The sequence below is a fragment of the Pseudoalteromonas sp. HF66 genome (assembly GCF_011806445.1).
In the GTDB taxonomy this organism is placed as follows: Bacteria; Pseudomonadota; Gammaproteobacteria; order Enterobacterales; family Alteromonadaceae; genus Pseudoalteromonas; species Pseudoalteromonas apostichopi.
This window is the reverse complement of the sequence record NZ_JAATOU010000032.1, coordinates 1-22,242: the sequence shown is the minus strand read 5'-3', so window position 1 is coordinate 22,242 and position 22,242 is coordinate 1. Positions and strand designations below refer to the sequence as shown.

The following is a 22,242-nucleotide window of genomic DNA, read 5'->3' as shown; positions in this document are numbered from 1 at the left end:
CCCCCTTAGCTCAGTTGGTTAGAGCGACGGACTGTTAATCCGCAGGTCCCCCGTTCGAGTCGGGGAGGGGGAGCCAACTCACAGAAAATAATCAGGTTTATCTACTACTATTCTTCGATTGTATTAGACTTTAAAGCGCTTATAATCTACCCTACATTAAAGTTATTTCTAAAGTTTTTTCTATTTTTTACGATAGAATGTAATGACTGTAATTAAAGCGATCAATCAAGGAATTGATTCCTTCCGTTAGGCTTTTATAAGATAAGAACATGGCTGGCTTTAAAAAACTTATATTTATACAACTCATATCTTGGCTGCTTTTTGCTTTATTAGGTGGTTATTTTATTGCCCTTAGTTTCGACAGTGCTGTCAGTGATGCTCAGCAAAAAGCACAAAATGTCGTTAGTGCTTATATAAATACTCAGACATTAGATGAACTAGCACCAGAAAAAATTAAACACGCGCTTGCCGATGGCAGTACTTTTTCTAAGTTTGTGATCCGTGATCAAGCGGGCCAAGTAGTTAGCTCAGTTGAATCAAGTCAACCCCTACCCATATTTGCTGAAATTGTAAATGCTAGCTTTAACTCAATTCGCCCTCAATTTGCTGTTAACCAAGCATCTGATATAAAGGTTGAATTCACAATTAATGCGCATAATCTCGCAAGCTTATTACAACAGGCTCTATTTGTTGTTATTTTAATTTCAGGCTTGATTGCCCTACTTCCTATTATCTATATGAAGAGCATGTTCCGCCGCCTTAATCGTAAAATTAGCACTACAGTTGCAGATATAGTTGATATTTATATTAATCAAAACCAAATTGATGATGACCTAGAACAATCAATTGATACAACTAGCCTAAAAAAGTTAAGCAAAGATTTAATCCCTTCATTCAACCGCCTTTCTCACTTTTTACAAACTAAACACGACGATATTCAAAACAATGCGCTGAACATCAAAAAAGAAGCTTATAAAGATGTAGTGACTAACCTTGGCAACCGTAATATGTTTGTTGAGTACTACGAAAAGAATATCGAAAACGCAGAAAAAAGTACTTTTGGTTCACTTGCGATGGTTCGCTGTAGCGAGCTGCAAGCCATCAACCAAACTCGTGGTTACCAAAAAGGTGATGATTATGTTAAAAGCGTGGCCGATATAATTAAACATATCAGTGGTACTTATACTGGTAGCCAAGTGTTTCGTTTAAACAGCTCAGACTTTGCAGTTGTGTTGCCCAATACCCCACTAAAAGAAGCGGAACGTTTTGGTGATAACTTACAGTCTCGATTTACTCAGTATCAACAAAATCAAGAATTAAGCTCAGTCGCGAACACAGGTATTGTCGGTTACGAAAAAGGTAAACCTTTAGGAGAGTTATTATCTATTGTTGATAATGCGATGAGTATGGCGCAATCAAAGCAAGCTAACGCATGGCATGTTCAACGCGAGACTGACCTTGTAAATAATGCTAGCGCTGGTTTTGGTAACCAAAACTGGCGTAAAGTGATTAACGAAGTGATCGAAACCAAACGTGTTCACTTGGTCATGCAAAACATTATGCCAATTGGTAAAAGTGTGAAGGCCTATGCAGAGATTCAGGTTCGTTTCAAAACCGCAGAAAATCAAATGCTACCAACTGCCTCTTTTCTTGCTATGACCGAAAAGCTAGAAATGGCTATGGAAATTGACCGCTTAATCATTGACACCAGCTTAGAAAAAATTAAAACCCGTAATTTTTCTGAGAAATTCTTTGGAATCAATGTTACCGCATCAAGCGCCCATAATGATCAATTTGTGATCTGGCTTGAGCGCCGCCTACTAAAAGACAGTAATATCGCCTCTAAGCTTATATTTGAAGTGAGCGAGTTTGGCTTGCAACAAAATATTAAAGCAAGTAAGCGCTTTATCGATATGGTGCATCGTGTCGGTGCGCGTATCACTGTAGAGCGTTTTGGTGTTGGTTTAACGTCATTTAAATTCTTTAGAGATTTAAAACCTGATTTCATCAAAATGGATGCAAGTTATACCCGCGGCCTTGAAGAAGATAAAAATAATCAATATTTTATGCGCTTAATGGTTGATCTTGCCCACCGTATTGGAGTGAGTGTATTTGCTGAAGGTGTAGAGAGCCAAGAAGAAAAGCATATCATTGAAACTCTGTGTCTTGATGGTGTGCAAGGCTATTACATCGAAAAACCAAAAGACATTTAACCCCCTATTAAAGGCCCAAAAAACCTTACTGTTTTTGGGCCTATTCTATCTATTAACTTAGCTTTAACACTTTAATCGTAAACAGCTTTGTTAATTTTATCTATTCGTCCCTCATGTGTTGTGTCAGCCCCCAGAAAAAAGGATAATAGGGTCGTTTTTATTCTCGTGAGGCACGCATGACAGAGTATGTCTTGTTATTGATTGGCACCGTGCTAGTCAACAACTTCGTTTTAGTTCAATTCTTAGGTTTATGCCCATTTATGGGCGTGTCGGGTAAGTTAGATACCGCGATTGGTATGTCCTTAGCCACAACCTTTGTACTTACACTTGCCTCCGTGACTAGTTATCTAGTAAATCATTATATTTTGATCCCGCTGGATATCGAGTTTTTGCGTACCATGAGCTTTATTTTGGTTATCGCTGTTGTCGTGCAATTTACTGAAATGGTGGTTAGAAAAACCAGCCCGACACTTTATCGCTTATTAGGGATTTTCTTACCGCTTATCACCACTAACTGTGCTGTATTAGGCGTTGCCCTACTTAATATCAAAGAAGACCACTCATTCTTGCAATCCGCTGTTTACGGCTTTGGTGCCGCAGTGGGCTTTTCTATGGTGTTAATACTGTTTGCTGCATTACGTGAACGCTTAGCTGCGGCTGATGTCCCTGCTCCTTTCAAAGGTGCTTCTATTGCGATGATCACTGCAGGCCTTATGTCGATGGCCTTTATGGGTTTTACAGGATTAGTGAAGTTTTAATATGACCTTGTTTTATGCTTTGATAGCGTTAGGTTCATTAGCGCTAATATTTGGTTTAATTTTAGGTTTCGCTGCCGTGCGTTTTCGCGTAGAGAGCAACCCTATAGTTGACCAAATTGATACCATTTTACCGCAAACACAATGTGGCCAATGTGGTTACCCTGGCTGTCGCCCATATGCTGAAGCGATTGCCAACGGCGATGAAATAAATAAATGCCCACCAGGCGGCGAAGCAACAGTAAAAAAATTAGCTGATTTAATGGGTGTTGAAGCAAAACCACTTGCAGGCGGTGAGCAAGCTGATCCGATTAAAACAGTCGCCTATATTCGTGAAGATGAATGTATTGGCTGTACCAAATGTATTCAAGCCTGCCCTGTTGATGCCATTGTCGGTGCAACGCGTCAAATGCATACCGTGTTAATTGATGAATGTACCGGTTGTGACTTATGTGTAGAACCCTGCCCTGTAGACTGTATTGATATGTTGCCCGTAAAAGAAACTAAACAAACCTGGAAATGGCAATTAAACGCAATCCCTGTGACTCAGGTAGATTAGGAGCACAGATGGAAAAGCTAATAGATCAAATTAAACAAGGTAAAGTGTGGCCATTTCCTGGAGGTATTCACCCACCGGGTCAAAAGCAGCAATCAACTACGCAAGCAATCGTAAGACTACCACTACCTGACAAACTTGTTGTATCACTAAAACAACATATTGGCGCTAACGGCAAACTCATTGTTGAAAAAGGCCAACAGGTACTTAAAGGCCAAGCATTAACGAAACCAAGCGGGAATTGGTCAGTGCCAGTACACGCACCAACATCTGGGCTGATCAGCGATATTTGCCCAATGCCATCTGCTCACCCATCAGCGCTGCCAGAACTTAGCGTTATCATTGAACCTGATGGTGAAGATAAATGGTGCGAGCTTCGGTCTGTGTCTGATACCAAAGCACTTTCGCATGATGAGCTTGTGGATATTATTCATCAAAGCGGTATTTCAGGTATGGGCGGCGCTGGCTTCCCTACTTATGTCAAAGCAGATATACGTAAAGACATTGAGTTTTTAATTGTCAATGCCGTCGAATGTGAGCCATATATCACCGCTGATGATATGCTAATGCGCGAACATGCTGATGGTATTATCGCGGGCATTGAATTAATGCAACAGCTGTTAAACCCGCAGCTCACAATTATTGGTATTGAAGATAATAAGCCAGAAGCCATTGCTGCTATGAAAAAAGCAGCTGAACATAACGACAGCATAATGGTACAAACAGTGCCAACGGTTTACCCTTCTGGCGGTGAAAAACAACTGATTAAATTGCTAACTGGCAAAGAAGTCCCGAGTGGCAGTATTCCAGCTGATATTGGTATGTTAGTGCAAAATGTCGGTACCTTGTTTGCAGTAAATCAAGCTGTGCATGAGGGTAAACCTCTGATTGAGCGTGTGGTGACTGTAACTGGTAACACCATTCATAAACAGGGTAACGTGTGGGCTTTACTGGGCACTGAAATTAAACATTTATTAGATTGCCAAGGTTTTTCACCAGTACCACAACAACGTGTTGTAATGGGCGGCCCGATGATGGGCTTTACCCTACCAACCGTGCGTATTGGTGTCGTTAAAACGACAAACTGTATTTTAGCGCCAGATCACCAAGAACTTGCTGAGCCGGGTGAGGAAAAAGCCTGTATTCGTTGTAGTGCCTGTGCTGACGCCTGCCCTGCTTCATTGTTACCGCAGCAATTACAATGGTTTGCTAAGTCTAAAGAATACGACAAACTCAACGAGCACAATTTATTCGATTGTATTGAATGTGGCGCCTGTGCTTATGTTTGCCCAAGTGAAATTCCACTCGTTCAGTACTATCGTGTTGCTAAAGCTGAAATCAAAGAGCAGCAAGCAGAGCAAATCAAAGCAGAGCGTGCAAAGGAGCGTTTTGAAGCACGTAAAGAACGTTTAGAGCGCGAACAAGAAGAACGTCAAAACCGCCACAAACGTAAGCCAGCTGCTAAGTCAGATAGCGAAAAACAAAAAGTGGCCGATGCACTAGCACGAGTTAAAACTAAATCTGATGACAAAGAGAGTAAATCAGCTGTCGCTGCTGCTATCGCGCGTGCTAAAGCGAAAAAGCAGGGTGCAGAGCTTGAGCCTGATAACTCTGAAATAGCTAAAGAGCGTGCTGCGCGTAAAGAACAAGCACGTAAATATAAAGAGCAAAAAGCACTAGAGCAAGGTGAAGAAGGCGTCGATAAAGACGATAAAAAGTCTGCGGTTGCTGCCGCTATTGCCCGCGCTAAAGCGAAAAAGGCCGCGCAAGCTAAAGAAGATAACGCAGAAGTAGACTCAGCACCAAAAGATGACAAAAAAGCCGCTGTTGCAGCTGCAATCGCTCGAGCCAAAGCGAAAAAAGCGGCGCAAGCTACTGAAAATCAAACTGAAGCTGAAGAAGATAGCGCACCAGTTGATGACAAAAAGGCTGCCGTTGCTGCAGCCATAGCTCGCGCTAAAGCGAAAAAAGCCGCGCAATCTGCTAAAAACCAAACTGAAGCTGAAGAAGATGGCGCACCAGTTGATGATAAGAAAGTCGCTGTTGCTGCAGCCATAGCTCGCGCTAAAGCGAAAAAAGCCGCTAAAGAGCAAGCGCAGAGTGACGGTTCATCAGAGCAAACGAATGATTCAAGTGATGAGGCAGATGCCAAACCGCAATCTGATGAACCTGAGTCTAGCGAAGATAAGAAAAAAGCCGCCGTTGCTGCAGCTATCGCTCGCGCCAAAGCGAAAAAAGCCGCTAAAGAGCAAGCGCAGAGTGACAATTATTCAGAGCAAATAAATGATTCAAGTGATGAGGCAGATGCCAAACCGCAATCTGATGAACCTGAGTCTAGCGAAGATAAGAAAAAAGCAGCAGTCGCCCGTGCAATTGCAAAAGCTAAAGCTAAAAAGTTACAACAAGAAGGAAACGATAAGTCATGAAACTAACCATGGCGAGTTCGCCGCATAATCATAGCCATAAATCATTAAGTCGATTAATGATGACGGTGATTGCTGCGTGTATTCCTGGCTTAATTGCCCAAGTGTACTTTTTTGGCACAGCCGTTTTAATTCAGCTTATTCTCGCACTTATAACAGTAAGCGCCTGTGAAGCCGCTGTATTGCTGCTTCGTAAGCGCAAAGTTTGGCCAACACTCAGTGATGGCAGTGCTTGGTTAACGGGCGTATTACTGGCGTTGAGTATTCCACCTTTAGCGCCTTGGTGGATTATCGTAATTGGCTGTATGTTTGCAATTGTTATTGTAAAACAGCTTTATGGCGGCCTTGGCTTTAATTTATTTAACCCTGCTATGGCGGCTTATGTATTACTACTTGTATCGTTTCCGGTGCAAATGACCAGTTGGTTACCTGTGAGTGATTTACTTGCATCTCCGATTAGCTTCTCACAACAGCTGTCTGTTATTTTCAATGGCTTTACCAGCGCTGGGTTTAGTGTCGATCAATTACGTGTAGCAATTGATGGCACAACTATGGCAACACCGCTTGATACCGTTAAAACAGATGTCGCCCATCACCTAACGGTGGCTGAAAGCATGAGTAAACCAATTTTTAACGACTGGTTTGGTCTTGGCTGGGGCTGGGTTAACCTCGGCTTTTTAATCGGTGGTCTTTATTTATTAAAAGCTAAAATCATTAATTGGCATATCCCTGTTAGCTTTTTAGCCTCGATAGCCGTGTGCAGTGGTATAGGTTATATCGCCGCCCCTGGCACAGAACCAGGTGTGGTATTTCACTTATTCAGTGGTGCAACTATGTTAGGGGCATTTTTCATTGCCACGGATCCTGTTTCTGCATCAACAACTAATAAAGGGCGTTTAATTTACGGCGCGTTAATTGGTTTGCTTGTTTACTTAATTCGTACTTTTGGTGGTTACCCTGATGCAGTGGCATTTAGTGTATTGCTGTTAAATATGGCGGTGCCTTTAATTGATTACTACACGCAACCACGAACTTACGGCCATGGGGTGAAATAATGATCCTTTCCTCAATGACTAAAAATGGTGCTATTCTTACTGCGTTTGCGCTCATTACCACAGGCACTGTAGCCCTTACTCATAACTTGACTGCTGAGCGTATTGAAGAGCAAGAAAAGCAACAACTTGCAGAACAACTGCAACAAGTACTTGATGCTCATCATTACGACAATCAGCTCTATAAAGATTGTGTTGTGATCACCGATGAGCGCTTAGGTCCACGCCCAGAGCAAGTTATTTACCGCGCCTACAAAGACAATAAGCCTTATGCTTTAGTGATGCGCCATGTAACACCAAGTGGTTATAGCGGCGATATCAACTTATTAACAGCAGTTTTTGCCAATGGCGAAATAGCCGGTGTCCGTGTCACTAAACACGAAGAAACGCCGGGTCTTGGCGATAAAGTCGAGATCAAAAAATCTGACTGGATCACCCTTTTCAAAGGCCAAAATGTACTGGGTGAAGATGACAACCGCTGGGCGGTTAAAAAAGATGGCGGCCAGTTTGATCAATTCACCGGTGCAACCATTACACCCCGTGCTGTTGTCGGCTCAGTTAAACAAGCGGTACTTTTTGCCCAAGCTGAATTTGATAATCTGTTTGCTGCACCAAACATCTGTCAAGGAGCCAAGTAATGAGCCAAGTTAGAACCTTGTTTAAAGATGGTATGTGGGCCAATAACCCTGCCCTTGTTCAGTTATTAGGCTTGTGCCCGCTACTTGCCGTTACATCAACGATTACCAATGCGTTAGGCCTTGGATTAGCGACTTTATTGGTACTGGTTGGCTCTAACGTAACCGTATCGATAGTACGTAACTGGGTGCCTAAAGATATTCGTATCCCTGTTTTTGTGATGATCATCGCAGGCTTTGTAACTATTGTGCAACTGATGATGAATGCCTATACATTTGGGCTTTACCAATCACTGGGGATTTTTATTCCACTTATTGTTACCAACTGTGCCATTATCGGTCGTGCAGAAGCATTTGCCTCTAAAAACACCGTGCCACTTTCAGCCTTTGACGGACTGATGATGGGTCTTGGTTTCATGCTAGTTTTAGTGGTATTAGGGGCGATGCGAGAGCTTATTGGCCAAGGTACGCTATTTGATGGCGCCGATTTACTATTAGGGCCGTGGGCTGCTTCACTTCGTATTGAAGTATTCAGTTTTGATAACCAATTTTTATTAGCTATCTTACCTCCGGGTGCCTTTTTGGGACTTGGTTTATTGATTGCTGCAAAAAATGTCATTGATACACAAATAAAATCTAAGCAAGTTGTTACTCCAGAAGTAGAAAAAGGCCCAAGAGCCCGAGTAACGAGTTTAACTTAAAGGAGAGCGCGCACCGTCACTGCGTGCTTTACGCCACCATGAATAAAGAAAAACGCTACGAGATCTTATCTCGTCTTCGTGAACAAAATCCGCACCCAGAAACAGAGCTTGAATATTCAAGCCCGTTTGAATTATTAGTTGCTGTTACCTTATCAGCACAAGCAACAGATGTGGGGGTTAATAAAGCCACACGTAAGCTTTTCCCTGTTGCTAACACGCCTCAAGCGATTCTTGATTTAGGCCTTGAAGGCCTTCGCGATTACATCAAGACCATTGGTTTATTTAATTCTAAAGCTAATAATGTCTATAAAATGTGTGAGATTCTGGTCAATAAACATAACTCAGAAGTACCAGAGAATCGTGAAGCACTCGAAGCATTACCGGGTGTTGGCAGAAAGACCGCGAATGTTGTTTTAAACTGTGCCTTTGGCTGGCCGACCATTGCTGTAGACACGCATATTTTCCGCGTTTCTAACCGCACTAAGTTTGCCATGGGTAAAGATGTAGTTGCTGTAGAACAAAAATTAGAAAAAGTAGTACCTAAAGAATTTAAAGTCGATGTGCACCACTGGCTCATTTTACATGGTCGTTATGTATGTACTGCACGTAAACCCAAATGCGGCAGTTGTATTATTGAAGACTTGTGTGAGTTTAAGGATAAAACTGAGTAATCAAAGACTTCATTGTTGTATTACTCAAACTCAGTCAGCACCTTTAGACCCCCCATTAAGGGGCGGCTTCGGTAAGTAAGTGATGGGCATACAATCACCCCTGACGTGATAACACCCCTCAATAAGCACAGTACTTCTACATGAAACCTTCTCTTCATAAAAAGTAGATGCAGCTCACTCTCGGTTTTTCGAAAAACGCAGCCACAATATTTCTTCAGGCAGTACAGTTTACCTTATTTCGACCTGAGGCTTTAGCTTGGTAAAGCACAGTATCTGCTTGAGCTAAAATAGAGTCAAAACTTTGTTTATAATCTGGCTGCTGGGCGACACCTATTGATAAGGTAAAACGAATAGTTTGTTGCTCAAATTTTACTTGGCATTGTTCTACATGTGCTCTCAGACGTTCAGCCATGTCTTTTGCCTCTTCTATTTCAGTTTCAGGTAGCATCATCGCAAACTCTTCGCCGCCTATTCTCCCGATAACATCGGACTTTCTTATAATTTTTCGCACTAAATCGGCAAGTGAACAGAGCACCTTGTCACCAGCAGCGTGGCCGAAGGTATCGTTAATAGACTTAAAGTTATCGATATCAAACATCATTACACAATACGAATGACAATAACGTACAGCTTGTGAATGCTGACATTCAGCCATTTGATAAAAAGCTCTACGATTAGGAAGCTGTGTTAATTCGTCCGTTAAGGCAAGTGTTTCAGCTTTTTTCTTGGCTATTTCGATCTCTGCCGTACGGGCTTTAACCTGCTCTTCAAGACTATGATTATATTTCTTTAATTTGGCTGCCATTTGCTCAATATCAATCACATAGTTCGCTTGGCGAATTGCAATTTCAATGTAAGAAGTAACTTCTTTTATTATTTCAATTTCACTGGCCGACCAGTGTTGAGTTGATGCACTGTCCAAGCAAAATAAACCGACGACATTATTTTTTACATTGATAGGAGCATCCAGTACAGCTCTGGTCTTTCCTTCTATCATAGCGTCTTTTAATGGCGCTATAAGTGAGTTGGTTTCGACATCATCAATCGCCAATATTTTTTGTTTTTTTAGCGCTGCGAGGTATTGCGGAGCAATAGTTAAATCAGCTTCTATGCCTTCGATAGAGGGTGAGTTTTCAGTGGGTATACAGCTATGTACGGATAAAATCCCTTGAGGTGAAATAGTAGAATAGGATACACGATACATAGGGAAATATTGGGCTATATCCTTTAGCGCAATGGTTATTATTTGATTCGGCGCTAATTCAGAGCTGATACATTTTGCTATTTTATTAACGATGTCAGCACGCTGTTTATCGAACCTAGCAGCACGCACTTCTATTTGATACTGTCTAATTTTTATAAAGGTAAACAACAGTGTCAAAACTAAAATTATAAAAATGATGCTCACATTCACTCACCTATTAAGTCACTATCATTATAACGATAAAACAGCGATAGGTTACTAAATAATTAACAAATTGATCACATTACTTTCTATACAGGAATCGAAAGAATCGATTTTTAATCAACCAAACACTGAAGTATCTAAGATTATCAAACAAATAGACTAGACAACTTAATCGTTAACAACGGCCATTGGCCTCTCAAAGCAGCCTATTTTAGCGCAATCATCTAAATCTACTTTCAGTATACTTCGGCGGGCCGACAATTGCTGTTGATACGCATTTTTTCCGCGTTTCTAACCGCACTAAGTTTGCCATGGGTAAAGATGTGCTTGCTGTAGAACAAAAACTAGAAGAAGTGGTACCTAAACTTGTTAATCCTTCATGGCCGCTATGTATGTACTGCTCGTAAGCCTAAATGCGGCAGTTGTAATATTGAAGATTTGTGTGAGTTTAAAGAAAAGACTGAGTAGTTGAAGTCTACTCGAAAGCAAATAATCTAAAGGTGATGTTCCCCACTTCTTCTTTTTCTATCCCCATGCAAGCTCATTTTGCACATTGTGCCAAACACAGGGTTTGACACAATGTACTAGGCTATTATCGAGGATTTTGGCTCACCTGCTTTTTAATAAATTCTCGCGTATCTCTTAAAAGCGACACTCTTGCTGGTTCGTGAACATACATCATGTGACCGCCGTGATAATAGTGATAGTCAATTTTATCAGCGTATATACCGTGTCTATTTAAAGTGTATTCAGCATCAAAAAATGGGGTAACAATATCGTAATATCCAGAGGCAACCATCACTTTCATCTGTGGGTTACTACGAAGAACATAAGATAGATCCGGTGCTGTGTTGACGTATTTTGGCTCCCAACCTTGTCCGTCAGGAGCAGTTCGCCAGCGCCAATTATCAGATAACTCAGGGTCGCCAGGATTTAAGTATTTTCTTTTCCACTGCACGTTTAAGTCTGTGTGCATGTATTTCATCAGTGCCGCTTTATATGCCGGCCCTATAACTTTCGAAGCGTCTTGCTTAGGAGCTGCTGTTAGATCATCTCTTTCATCAAGCTTATAACGTCCATCAAGAAAGCCAACGGCAACGCCCTCATCACGCAATAATTCTTTTGCAAATCTAAAGGCGTTAATGCGTAAATCAGCCTGTTCAATATATTGTTTACTTAGCCCTGTATAACGGTGAAGTCCATCAACAATTAGCGCTCTGTCAGCTTTACTGAGCGCATTACCCTTAAATAGTGCAGGCAGTAATTCATCAACTGCAAATTTTCGGCTAGCATCAATGAATGCTTCAAAATTTCCTGATGTGTCTACTTTTTTATGATACCAAGCGGTTGCAGCGAGCGTTGGTATGTAAGTGACGTAAGAAATGATATTGTCATCTACATAAGGGCTTGAACCTTGATAGTCTAAAGCTTGTGAAACAAAAATAATGCCATTTACATTAATCAGGTGTTTATCCATAAGCACTTTAGAAACCGCTGCTGCTCGAGTTGTACCATAACTCTCTCCCAATAAAAATATTGGTGCATTCCAGCGATTTTCTTTCGTCAGCCACTGGGCAATAAAATCAGCGATAGAAGATGCATCTTCATTCAAGCCCCAAAAGGCTTTGCTTTCAGTGTCACCTAATGCACGTGAGTAACCTGTACCAACAGGGTCCACAAACACCATATCAGTCACATCTAGAATCGTCTCAGGCGCTTCTTTTAATTCGTAAGGAGCCATTCCAGGAGATGTTGCATCGCTTGGTACAACAACTCGTTTGGGGCCATAAGCCCCCATGTGTAACCAATTAGACGATGAGCCAGGGCCACCATTCCAGATAAATGTAACAGGTCTATTTTTGTTGCCGTCTGAGGCTATGTAATCAAACGAAAAAATAGCAGCTGTTGGCTCTTCGTTTTTGTTTAATAAATAAGTTTCACCTGCTACAGCTTTGTATTTCAGCTTTTTGCCATTGAAAGTGCCTTTATGCTGCGTAACAAATTTTGTGGCTTCGGGTATCGACTTTTTACTGTTGTTTGAATCTGAAATTTCATCTGCATTGACCGCGTTTGTACAAAACGCAAACAATGTCGAGATGACTACGGTTTTGAAATTGGCAACATACGCCATGTTTTATTCTCCCTTGGAAGCTTGCCTTTATTTTTAGCTGTATCTGGCTTGAGTGGTTTTATCACTCAGTGCTCAATTAACCTTTTACTTTAGCGATTACTTTTACAGTAAGAACATGTAATTTCAACTATCTGCGATTAACACGCAAAAAAGCATACCCTGTATCGAAACAAAAATATCAATGTATTAATTTCACAAGCTTCCATCCTTTCGTTATGCTGTTGAGTAATGTGAATTTTTTATGAGAGTCGCTATGTTACCTTTACTTCGTATCTTATTAATTGAGCAAGATCCTGCCACCTTAAAAGAGCTTTCAACGAACCTAGCAAGAACAATCCCTAACTTTGAACGTACTGATGTTGATATCGAGATTGTTGAGTGCATTGAGCTCAAGCAGGCGTTGAATTATGTAGAGGAAGATGGTGATATTCAAGCTGTAGTGCTTAGTTGGGATGTATTAAATAATGGCGAACGCACCTATAGTCGCTTTATCGAGCAATTAAAAGGCATCCGTCTTGAACTGCCAGTCTATGTTATCGGTGACGATACGAAAGGCTTGGAAATAGTCAACGAGTCTGAAGAAATTGAATCTTTCTTTTTTAAAGACGAGGTCATTTCAGACCCTGAAGCAATCTTGGGCTATATGATCAATGACTTTGATGACAGATCAGAAACCCCATTTTGGACCGCTTACCGTCGTTATGTAAGTGAATCGAACGATTCATGGCACACACCTGGGCACAGTGGCGGTGCTAGCTTTAGAAACTCTCCATATATTAAAGACTTTTATCAGTTTTATGGCCGTAATGTGTTTGTTGGCGACTTGTCTGTTTCTGTCGATTCGCTTGGCTCATTGTCAGACAGTACCAACACTATAGGCCGCTCTCAAGAATCAGCAGCGGCGACATTTGAAGTAAAACATACCTACTTTGTTACCAACGGCTCATCTACTTCAAATAAAATTATTTTGCAAACTTTGCTACGCAAAGGCGATAAGGTGATAATAGACCGAAACTGCCATAAGTCAGTGCATTATGGCATTTTGCAATCGGCTAGTTTACCTATCTACTTGTCGAGTATTTTGAATCCTAAATATGGTATCTTCGCACCACCGTCACTGGCTGACATTAAGCAAGCAATTGAACAAAATACCGATGCTAAATTATTGGTTTTAACAGGCTGTACTTACGATGGCCTGCTTAGCGATTTAAAGCAAGTGGTTGAATTTGCGCATCAGCACGGTATTAAAGTGTTTATCGACGAAGCCTGGTTTGCTTATTCACTTTTTCACCCGAGTTTACGCCACTACTCGGCGATTAATGCTGGCGCGGACTATGTTACCCATTCGGCACATAAAGTGGTTTCAGCGTTCTCTCAAGCATCTTATATTCATGTTAACGATCCTGATTTTGATGCCGATTTCTTTCGTGAGATCTACAGTATTTACGCCAGTACCTCGCCAAAATATCAGCTCATTGCTTCGCTAGATGTATGCCAAAAACAATTAGAAATGGAAGGTTATAAATTACTGAATGCCCTACTGAATCACGTTGCAGAATTTAAGCAACAAATGGCTTCCCTAAAACATATAAAAGTGCTCGATAAGCAAGATTTCATGGATATATTCCCACATTTTCGTGGCGATAACATGGGCCACGACCCACTAAAAATTCTTATAGATATTAGTGAGCTACCTTATTCATTAAAGGATATTCATAAATTCCTATTAGATGAAATTGGCCTTGAAATTGAAAAGTATACTCACAGTACTATCTTAGTTTTACTAACTCTTGGCGGTACACGCTCAAAGATCATTCGTCTTTACAATGCACTGAAAAAACTCGACAGTGGTAAAGTGAAGCTAGCCACCACAATGAGGCGCACTCGCTTACCAGAAAACTTACCTGCTATAGACTTGGCTTGTATCCCAAGTGATGCGTTCTATGGTGAACGTGAATCTGTGCCGATTAGTAAAAGTAACAACCGAATCTGTGCCGGATTAGTGACGCCTTACCCTCCTGGTATCCCACTGTTAGTCCCGGGGCAACATATCACTAATGAGCATATCGAATATCTTAAAGAGTTGGCGGGACAAGGTCTGACAATCCAAGGGAGCTTTGATGGCGAAATCTATGTACTGAAAGGTAAAGTGAAAAGCTAAACGTACGCTTATATCTCAAAGACCTCATTGTTATGCAGCAATAGCTCTCCCATTGCTGCATATCATTACCTTCTTTATACCAAAGCTTAGTTATTAATTTTACAGCATGGACTTTGCGATTTGTCTCAATGCTACTGTGCAAGCAATCGAAATAACTTATAATCCATTTTTGATAATTTTAATGTGCAGCTTTAAACCACACTGCGTTATTAGAATTGTGCGAATTTAAAGACAAGAAAGAGGATGCTAAAAATGCGCTTATTACACACAATGCTTCGCGTTGCTGATTTAGACAAATCAATTGAATTTTATACGCAGGTATTAGGTATGAAAGAGCTGCGTCGTGCAGACAATGAAGAGTACCGCTACACCCTTGCTTTTGTCGGTTATGGTGATGAAAAAGATTCGACAGTGCTTGAGCTTACTTATAACTGGGATACAGACAGCTATGATTTAGGTAATGCATACGGTCATATTGCTATTGAGTTTGATGATATTTATAAAGCTTGCGAAGACATTAAAGCTGCTGGCGGTAATGTGAGTCGTGAGCCGGGTCCTGTTAAAGGCGGCACAACTGAAATCGCGTTTGTTAAAGACCCAGATGGTTATGCGATTGAGTTAATTCAGAAAAAAGATAACAACACTTTTTGATTGATAGTGGCTATTTCAGCAATTGCTGAGATAGCCACTTTGCGAGTACTTTTTCCAGTTCAGTAAAATTAATTGGCTTTGCGATATGGTCGCTGATACCAATTTTTGAACTTCTTTCGATATCGTCTTTCATTGCATTGGCACTGACTGCAATAATTGGTGTATTAAAACCTGACCTTGCTAATAAATTTTCACTGGCAGTTAAACCATCCATCACCGGCATTTGGATATCCATTAAAATCAGTGCATAGTCTTTTGTTAGGGTTTTCTCACACGCAATTTGTCCATTTTCGGCCAATTCATAACTTAGACCTAATTGAGTTAAATACTTAGTGATAACAATTTGGTTAATTGGGTTATCTTCGGCAATTAATATAGGCTTATCGACTGAGTTAAAATCAAATTGAGAGTCTTTATCTAACTGATCCACTTTAGCGCTTACACCTTCTGGATATAGCGTTTTAAAACTGACATTAACCGTAAACTCGGTTCCTTTGCCAAGCTCACTAATTATCGCTATATTCCCTGCCATTAAATCAATCATCCCTTTACTAATTGCAAGCCCAAGGCCTGTACCGCCATATTCACGGGTGATATTACTTTGCGCCTGAACAAATGGATTAAACAGTGCTTTAATTTTATCTTCTGCGATACCAATTCCTGAATCTTTTACAGAAAACTCAACGTCTGTGACGCGTTCGTCTCTATTTAGCAAAGTAAGTGAGAGTACAATTTCCCCTTGGTTAGTGAACTTAACTGCATTCGAAAGCAAATTAATAAGCACTTGTTTAACACGTATTTCATCACACTCAACGATCAAAGATTGTATTGAGGGGACATCTAGATTGCAGCGAATCCCTTTGTTATCACAACTAGGCTTGAATAATAAAATAAGGTCACGACAAAGCGCGACTAAATCACATTCACGCGACTCTAGCTCTATTTTTTTTGCCTCTATTTTTGAAAAATCAAGAATGTCATTAATAACGGTCAATAAAACATCGCTGCAGTTATTAATTTGCCTAACGAACTCTGCTTGCTCTTGCGTTAATTCGCTTTTATTTAGTAACTGTAAAAAGCCCACGATACCATTCATTGGAGTGCGTATTTCATGGCTCATATTCGCTAAGAATTGGCTTTTAACTTGCTCAGAACGCTCAGCCCGATGTTTTTCTAGCTGCAAAGAAGTAATTTGAATATCAATGGTTTCAGCCATGCTATTTAGCGACTCAGCAATATCTTTAAACTCTTGGTAGTGAAAGTCGTCAGTATTTTGTTTGTAATTCCCTAACGCATACTCGCGGCTAAGGGCAGTTATACGATTCAGCGGGTTATGAAGTCGCGCAGTCAGCCAACGGACGAGAATAAATGAAATAACAGAGAGTCCAAAAATTAGTAGTCCTGCTAATACGGCTGTTTGTTTAACGGCGCTGGTGTAACTTGTTTTGGTTTCGTTAATTTGAAACTGTAAGTTCGTTGGTTTGCCTTCGAAGTAAACATTATTAATCGTTGCTTGTCCCATTAGTTTCCCATTTTCGCCCGCATCACCCAAACTAAACAAAATATTTTTTTCTGCTGTGATTTGTACTTGCTTGCCTTCTTGATAAACTGGCTGCTCATTATGTATTGCAAGCCACTTTAACGCTTCGGATAAGGGGACAAAAGACACTAATACGCCCGTTTTGATAATTGGCTCGCTCAGTGAATCTTGCTCATGGAGCAGTGTTGATGTAATAGCCAACAAGGCATTTTGTTTTGCTTGTGCAGGAACAAACAACTCACTCACTTGGGGGTTATCAATAATTTGAATTGTGTTCTGTTGTGTCGATGTTTGGGCGCTATCGAGAATGCTTTTTGTGAGCTTATAGTTCAAATTTAAAGAGGTAATAGGATAACCCTCAACTATAAACCCTTGGTTATCAATAACAATTGCAGCTTTGATTTGCGGGTTTTGGGCGACAAACTCCTGTAGCTGTACTAGCGCGAACTGTGAGTATACAACTTTATTAGGCAATTCAGTAATCGCCTTGATACTACTAAGTAATTGGCTGTTTTTCTCAAGCTTAAATAATAGTTGCTCAAGACTAGCCGCATTATTTCTGGCTTGCCACTGTAAACTAGTGTTTGCCTGATCAATCGAGCTTAAATAAAAACGCCCTGTCATCAAACCTGCAAGTATCAATAAAGGTATAATTACCAGAAGTAAAACACTGATAAACAAGGCGCGACTAAAGCGTGGACTGCTCATTCATCCCCTTCATTGGCAATCGAACGCTCTGCCAACCCTTGCATAAATAACCCCGCTTGCTCAGCAGTTAAGGCTCCACTCCCATAGCGAATAAAACCTTTATTTAATACTTCCCATACAATGATCATAGATGGCGTTGATAGCATAGGTTTTGTGAATTGCATAGCATCAATTAAGGTTGATAACCATGAACCTTGTTGTGCTTTTAGCTTATTTAAAACCTCTGTATTGATAGGAATATCTTGGAGCTGTTGCCAAATCATTGTTTGGAACTTTTCTGCTTGAACCAATTTAGCAAATTTGAATAAGTTTTCTTTATTTGCACCATTTAGGCCATCATTTGGAAACGCCAGTACAAAAGTAGAGTAATAAGGCTGCATATACTCACCATTGAGTTTCGGTAACTGTTGCATCCCTAAATTATCACCAAGCGCCTGATCATAAGTTTTTAATGCCCATGCACCATCAATAGTAAATGCGGCTTGCTGCGCTTTAAATGCGTTATTTGAACAAGTGTAATCGCACTGTCTGTCAACGAGGTTTTGTTTACTTAAATCCCAAACAAATTTGAGAGCAGATTGCATTGCAGGCGTGTTTAGCTGAGCTTTATTATCTACAATTAGATCACCATTAAAAGCCGATAAAAACGGAATAAACCAGTACATCTCCATAAAACTCCATGTAACTAGTTTAACCTCTTCAGGCAAGGATGATTTAAAGTTATATATATCCTGCCAATTTTCTATTGGCTCTTTAACGTACTGCTTATTATAAAAAAGTAGCAGGTGATTACCTTGAATAATGGGAATACCCAAGAGCTGATTGTTTAGCTTAGCAGTGTCTAAGGTTCGCTTATCTGTAGTGTCAGCAATGAGTGAGCTTGGAATAACACTGTAGTTGGCATATTTATCAAGACCTAAATGATCTGCAGGCACAATAATAACGTCTGTTGAGGTGCTGGTACTGGTGTTTTGTACCAGTCTTACTTTTAGAGCTTTTTGATCAACCGACACAGAATTAACCGTCAAACCACTTTGCTCAGCGAGTGTGCTTAACAGTTGATCAAAATGCTCATGTTTCATGGTATGGGCTAGGTTTATCTTTGCCGCATAGCTATCAAATGTAACTATTAGCATCACTACCCAAAATACTTGCCACACGCTAAGGTTTGCTCATAAATAATGAAAATTATATTTTAGTTAAGCACATATGCCGTACATTGCCTAGCTTAATCAAGGGTTTTCTTGAACCTAAGTGCAGCCATAGCCAAGCCTAAAATAGTAAAGATCAAAAGCCAAATTAAGTCACTGCTCATACTCATTAGATTGACATCTTTTAGTACTATTCCTCTTATTAGCCTTAAATAGTGCGTTGCTGGTAAGCATTCAGCAAGCCACTGCGCCGCCATAGGCATTCCTTCATAGGGAAATACAAAACCAGACAATAAAATGGAAGGTAACAGAATAAAAATAGTCATTTGCATTGCTTGAAGCTGGTTTTTAGCGATGGTCGAGAGCACTAAACCTAGCACTAAACTGGCGCATATAAAGGCAAATGTTGCGACAACCAGTGCCATTAAACCACCGCCAAAAGGAATATGAAATAATATCTTGCCCATTCCTAATATAATAAATAGCTGAATAAAACCAATGAAGATATAAGGCACCACTTTACCTATCATCAACTCAAGTGAGCTTAAAGGTAAGGTTATTAAGAGCTCCATATTGCCTCGCTCTTGCTCTTTAACAATTGCAGCAGAGGTAAACATAATCATGGTCATGGTCAAAATGACAGCTGCTAAACCTGGCACAATATTAACCGCAGAGCGCTGCTCAGGGTTATAAAATAAGGTTGTTTCAAAGGTAGGATAAGTTCTATTCGCGGGCTTATCGAGCAGTTCAGCAAGCGGCATGTTGCGAAGCGATTTAATGCTCGACGCTACCATTGTATCTGAGCCATCAACTAACCAATGCGCAATTGGCCTGACTAACGACTCATTACTACCATCTGGTAAACCAAAACCGACTGTTGGGTGTTGAGCAAGCCGGTTTGCTACATCGTGGGGTATAAAAAGCACGGCGCGCACTTTAGCACTGGCTATTGCTGTTTGTGCTTGCTCTATACTGTTATAGTAATCTGTCACTTTGACCACATTTGTGGCTGATACTGTTTGTACTAAAATGCGGCTGAGAGCAGTGTGACTATGATCGACTACTGCAACAGGGATATCCTTAACATTAGTGTTAATAGCATACCCAAATAGAATCAGCTGGATAAGGGGGATCATTACCACCATAGCAAATGTCATTCTATCACGGCGTAATTGTAATAACTCTTTGCTTACAATAGCTTTTATACGGCTTAAAGAGGTAACAATATTCATTGTCTGCCCTGCCCTGTACAAGTTACAAACACGTCCTCAAGGCTTGGGCGAACAATATTTACTTGCCACGTATCCTTACAAAATGATTGCTGTTTTATAAACTCAACGGGATCTTGAACATCTTTTTTCACTAATACTCGCAATTGTGCGCCTAACTGAGTCGCCGAGATAACTTGATCGATTGTTGCGAGCTGTTTTTTTAATTCTCTAGTTTGCGCCCCAGCTATTTCTACAACATAGGCATGCATGTCTGTCATTAATTGTTTTGGTGAGCCATCGGCGCGTTTAATACCGGATTCTAAAATTGCTAAACGATGACAGCGCTCCGCTTCATCCATGTAGTGAGTAGTGACTAATATTGTTGTACCGGCATTACTTAAATCAAAAAGTGTTTCCCAAAAGTCACGGCGATTTTGTGGATCGACTGCCGATGTTGGCTCATCAAGAAATAAAATTTTCGGTTTATTGATCACTGCAGCAGCCAATGCCAAGCGCTGCCTTTGGCCCCCACTCATACTTCCGGCCATTTGTTCCGCTCTTTGATCAAGACCGTAGGTATGGAGCAATTCATCAATTCTTTGTTGTTTTTGCCGCTTTTTTAAAGGGTAAAGCGCAGCCATGAACTGGAGGTTTTCAAGTACAGTTAAGTCGCTATAAAGTGAAAACTTTTGAGTCATATAACCAAGTTGTGTTCTCAGCTTTTCTGCATCTTTTGGCAGGCTCAAGCCAAGCACATTGATATCACCGGCGGTTGGCTTCAATAAACCCGTAAGCATACGTATTGCAGTCGTTTTACCACAACCATTGGGGCCTAAAAAGCCATAAATTTGGCCTTGCTGAACGTCTAGATCAAGGTTATCAATCGCTGTTAAATCGCCAAATTGTTTTATCAAGCCTTTGGCATGGATCACCGACTCAGTCATGGCATAACCACTTGGGCAGGTACGCCTGTTGGTAAGTTATTCTCAGTTGCAGGTAGTGTTACCTCAGCAAGATACATTAAACGCGCGCGCTCTTCCTGATTAAGGGCATAAAAAGGAGTGAAAGCAGGCTCTGTGGCGATCCAAGTAAGTTCGCCTTCAATCTCTTGATCTATACCGTCTACGCGAACCATGAGCCTCATGCCCTGTTTGAGCTTGGCGCGATATGGTTCTGGGATATATACGCGTGCGTATGGTGCGCTGTTCGCTTGAATAATAACCACAGGGCTTCCTTTAGTAACTCGCTCACCTACATGCCAAGGCAAATTATCGACTCTGCCGGAACGCATCGCTTTAATTGTCAGATCTGAAAGATATTTTTGTTGTACTTTTAGCTCAGCTTCTGCGGCTTGAACTTGCGCCTTTGCACTATTAATATCTTCGACACGAGAGCCATTTGTTAGCTCTTTTAGGTTCTGCTTTGCTGATTCTAAATTTGCAAAAGTTTCATCCCGTGCGGCTGTTGCGCTGTCTAAGGTTTCTTGGCTTGCGAGCTTATCTTTAACTAACGTTTTTGCTCGGCGAAAATTAGCTTCGCTTTGTGTGTATGCAGCATTTGCCGCTGCTACTTTGGCTGATGTCGCAGCAACCTCTTCTGGGCGAGCACCATTTAAAGTTTTTTCAAGAAATGCTGTTGCTTGAGCTAGTTGCGCTTGAGCTTTGGCTACAATGGCTTGTTGAAGCTCAGCATCGAACTGTGCAATTACCTGCCCTTTTTCAACTAACTGACCTGCTGAGACGGGTAAATCAATCAGTACTTCGTTAGTCGTTGCAGGATGGATCACACGTTCACGCTCAAGAGTCCCTAGCGCTACTCCCTCATTAGAGTCTGAACAAGCTGAAATAACTAAAGAAATAAATATGAGTACAACACGTTTAGCTAACATTTTAATTTCCTTACGGTTAGCTGATGAGTTGCTAAATACTATAAAGTAATAAAATGTTCAGTAAAAGTGTTCTGTAAAAATTGATTTTTTAGAAATTAAAAAAATAATATCGCAGAGATATGTTGGAGAGTTAAAGCGATGAAATTCTAGATATGTTTATCTAACCATTTGAAGTTAGATTACAAGGTGATTATTCCTACTTAACATAAGATTATGTCAATATGTGGCATCGCGCTAAGAGATTAGTACTCTTGATAACGTCTTGCATAGATTGTTCGGAGTTCGCCGAACCGCTACACATAACCTACTTAAGTAAGTGGCGTCCCCAAGGGGATTCGAACCCCTGTTACCGCCGTGAAAGGGCGGTGTCCTAGGCCTCTAGACGAT

Annotated in this window: 17 protein-coding genes, 1 tRNA gene and 1 pseudogene; 11 read left to right on the top strand and 8 right to left on the bottom strand. The window is 40.8% G+C overall.

Annotation, left to right across the window (positions count from 1 at the left end; all coding sequences use genetic code 11):
* The first annotated feature begins 269 nt into the window (after nucleotides 1–269).
* From HCZ11_RS19125 to nth (HCZ11_RS19090), 8 genes are all read left to right on the top strand, one after another.
* A complete protein-coding gene (locus HCZ11_RS19125; protein WP_167659217.1) occupies nucleotides 270–2,213 on the top strand; it encodes an EAL domain-containing protein in 1,944 nt (647 codons plus the stop codon).
* A gap of 176 nt (nucleotides 2,214–2,389) precedes the next feature.
* Nucleotides 2,390–2,971: an electron transport complex subunit RsxA gene (gene rsxA / locus HCZ11_RS19120; protein ID WP_054553689.1), complete on the top strand. Its 582-nt coding sequence runs from the start codon at nucleotides 2,390–2,392 to the stop codon at nucleotides 2,969–2,971.
* Between the two features lies 1 nt (nucleotide 2,972).
* Entirely contained in the window at nucleotides 2,973–3,527 is a 555-nt protein-coding gene (gene rsxB, locus HCZ11_RS19115) for an electron transport complex subunit RsxB (RefSeq protein ID WP_054553690.1), read from the top strand.
* 8 nt (nucleotides 3,528–3,535) lie between these two features.
* Nucleotides 3,536–5,950 (top strand): electron transport complex subunit RsxC, encoded by a 2,415-nt coding sequence (rsxC, locus tag HCZ11_RS19110; RefSeq protein WP_167659216.1) that lies wholly within the window; start codon nucleotides 3,536–3,538, stop codon nucleotides 5,948–5,950.
* Complete coding sequence (gene rsxD, locus HCZ11_RS19105) at nucleotides 5,947–7,002, top strand: electron transport complex subunit RsxD (protein WP_130051848.1); 1,056 nt, start codon at nucleotides 5,947–5,949, stop codon at nucleotides 7,000–7,002. The genes rsxC and rsxD overlap by 4 nt, the downstream gene beginning before the upstream one ends.
* Nucleotides 7,002–7,637, top strand: a complete 636-nt coding sequence (rsxG, locus tag HCZ11_RS19100; RefSeq protein WP_130051849.1) for an electron transport complex subunit RsxG — start codon at nucleotides 7,002–7,004, stop codon at nucleotides 7,635–7,637. Before rsxD ends, rsxG begins: the two co-directional genes overlap by 1 nt.
* Complete coding sequence (locus tag HCZ11_RS19095; RefSeq protein WP_130051850.1) at nucleotides 7,637–8,335, top strand: electron transport complex subunit E; 699 nt, start codon at nucleotides 7,637–7,639, stop codon at nucleotides 8,333–8,335. Before rsxG ends, HCZ11_RS19095 begins: the two co-directional genes overlap by 1 nt.
* Before the next feature lie 38 nt (nucleotides 8,336–8,373).
* A complete protein-coding gene (gene nth / locus HCZ11_RS19090) occupies nucleotides 8,374–9,006 on the top strand; it encodes an endonuclease III (protein ID WP_130051851.1) in 633 nt (210 codons plus the stop codon).
* A gap of 214 nt (nucleotides 9,007–9,220) precedes the next feature.
* Here the strand turns inward: nth (HCZ11_RS19090) and HCZ11_RS19085 are convergent, their stop codons facing one another.
* Nucleotides 9,221–10,414 (bottom strand): sensor domain-containing diguanylate cyclase, encoded by a 1,194-nt coding sequence (locus HCZ11_RS19085; protein ID WP_167659215.1) that lies wholly within the window; start codon nucleotides 10,412–10,414, stop codon nucleotides 9,221–9,223.
* A gap of 230 nt (nucleotides 10,415–10,644) precedes the next feature.
* Between HCZ11_RS19085 and nth (HCZ11_RS19080) the strand changes: the two are divergent.
* A pseudogene (gene nth / locus HCZ11_RS19080) lies at nucleotides 10,645–10,882 on the top strand (endonuclease III); the annotation flags it as partial.
* A gap of 124 nt (nucleotides 10,883–11,006) precedes the next feature.
* Here the strand turns inward: nth (HCZ11_RS19080) and HCZ11_RS19075 are convergent.
* Nucleotides 11,007–12,545 carry a S10 family peptidase gene (locus HCZ11_RS19075; RefSeq protein ID WP_130051853.1) on the bottom strand — a complete coding sequence of 513 codons (1,539 nt, stop codon included), beginning with the start codon at nucleotides 12,543–12,545 and terminating at the stop codon, nucleotides 11,007–11,009.
* A gap of 253 nt (nucleotides 12,546–12,798) precedes the next feature.
* On the opposite strand from HCZ11_RS19075, the gene HCZ11_RS19070 reads away from it, so the two are divergent.
* Both HCZ11_RS19070 and gloA read left to right on the top strand, forming a co-directional pair.
* Nucleotides 12,799–14,706 (top strand): aminotransferase class V-fold PLP-dependent enzyme, encoded by a 1,908-nt coding sequence (locus tag HCZ11_RS19070; RefSeq protein ID WP_167659214.1) that lies wholly within the window; start codon nucleotides 12,799–12,801, stop codon nucleotides 14,704–14,706.
* A 252-nt stretch (nucleotides 14,707–14,958) separates the two neighbouring features.
* Nucleotides 14,959–15,357 carry a lactoylglutathione lyase gene (gene gloA / locus HCZ11_RS19065; protein WP_054553771.1) on the top strand — a complete coding sequence of 133 codons (399 nt, stop codon included), beginning with the start codon at nucleotides 14,959–14,961 and terminating at the stop codon, nucleotides 15,355–15,357.
* A 10-nt stretch (nucleotides 15,358–15,367) separates the two neighbouring features.
* Here gloA and HCZ11_RS19060 read toward each other — a convergent pair whose 3' ends face one another.
* The 6 genes from HCZ11_RS19060 to HCZ11_RS19035 form a co-directional block, all read right to left on the bottom strand.
* The gene (locus HCZ11_RS19060; RefSeq protein WP_167659213.1) at nucleotides 15,368–17,605 is read right to left on the bottom strand and encodes an ATP-binding protein; all 2,238 of its coding nucleotides are present in this window, start codon (nucleotides 17,603–17,605) and stop codon (nucleotides 15,368–15,370) included.
* The gene (locus HCZ11_RS19055) at nucleotides 17,602–18,741 is read right to left on the bottom strand and encodes an extracellular solute-binding protein (protein WP_167659212.1); all 1,140 of its coding nucleotides are present in this window, start codon (nucleotides 18,739–18,741) and stop codon (nucleotides 17,602–17,604) included. The genes HCZ11_RS19060 and HCZ11_RS19055 overlap by 4 nt, the downstream gene beginning before the upstream one ends.
* 92 nt (nucleotides 18,742–18,833) lie before the next feature.
* Nucleotides 18,834–19,988 (bottom strand): ABC transporter permease, encoded by a 1,155-nt coding sequence (locus HCZ11_RS19050; RefSeq protein WP_175580516.1) that lies wholly within the window; start codon nucleotides 19,986–19,988, stop codon nucleotides 18,834–18,836.
* Nucleotides 19,985–20,911: an ABC transporter ATP-binding protein gene (locus tag HCZ11_RS19045; RefSeq protein ID WP_167659211.1), complete on the bottom strand. Its 927-nt coding sequence runs from the start codon at nucleotides 20,909–20,911 to the stop codon at nucleotides 19,985–19,987. Before HCZ11_RS19045 ends, HCZ11_RS19050 begins: the two co-directional genes overlap by 4 nt.
* On the bottom strand, nucleotides 20,908–21,855 hold the full coding sequence (locus HCZ11_RS19040; RefSeq protein ID WP_167659210.1) for an HlyD family secretion protein: 948 nt from the start codon (nucleotides 21,853–21,855) through the stop codon (nucleotides 20,908–20,910). The genes HCZ11_RS19045 and HCZ11_RS19040 overlap by 4 nt, the downstream gene beginning before the upstream one ends.
* A gap of 317 nt (nucleotides 21,856–22,172) precedes the next feature.
* A tRNA-Glu gene (locus tag HCZ11_RS19035) sits at nucleotides 22,173–22,242 on the bottom strand.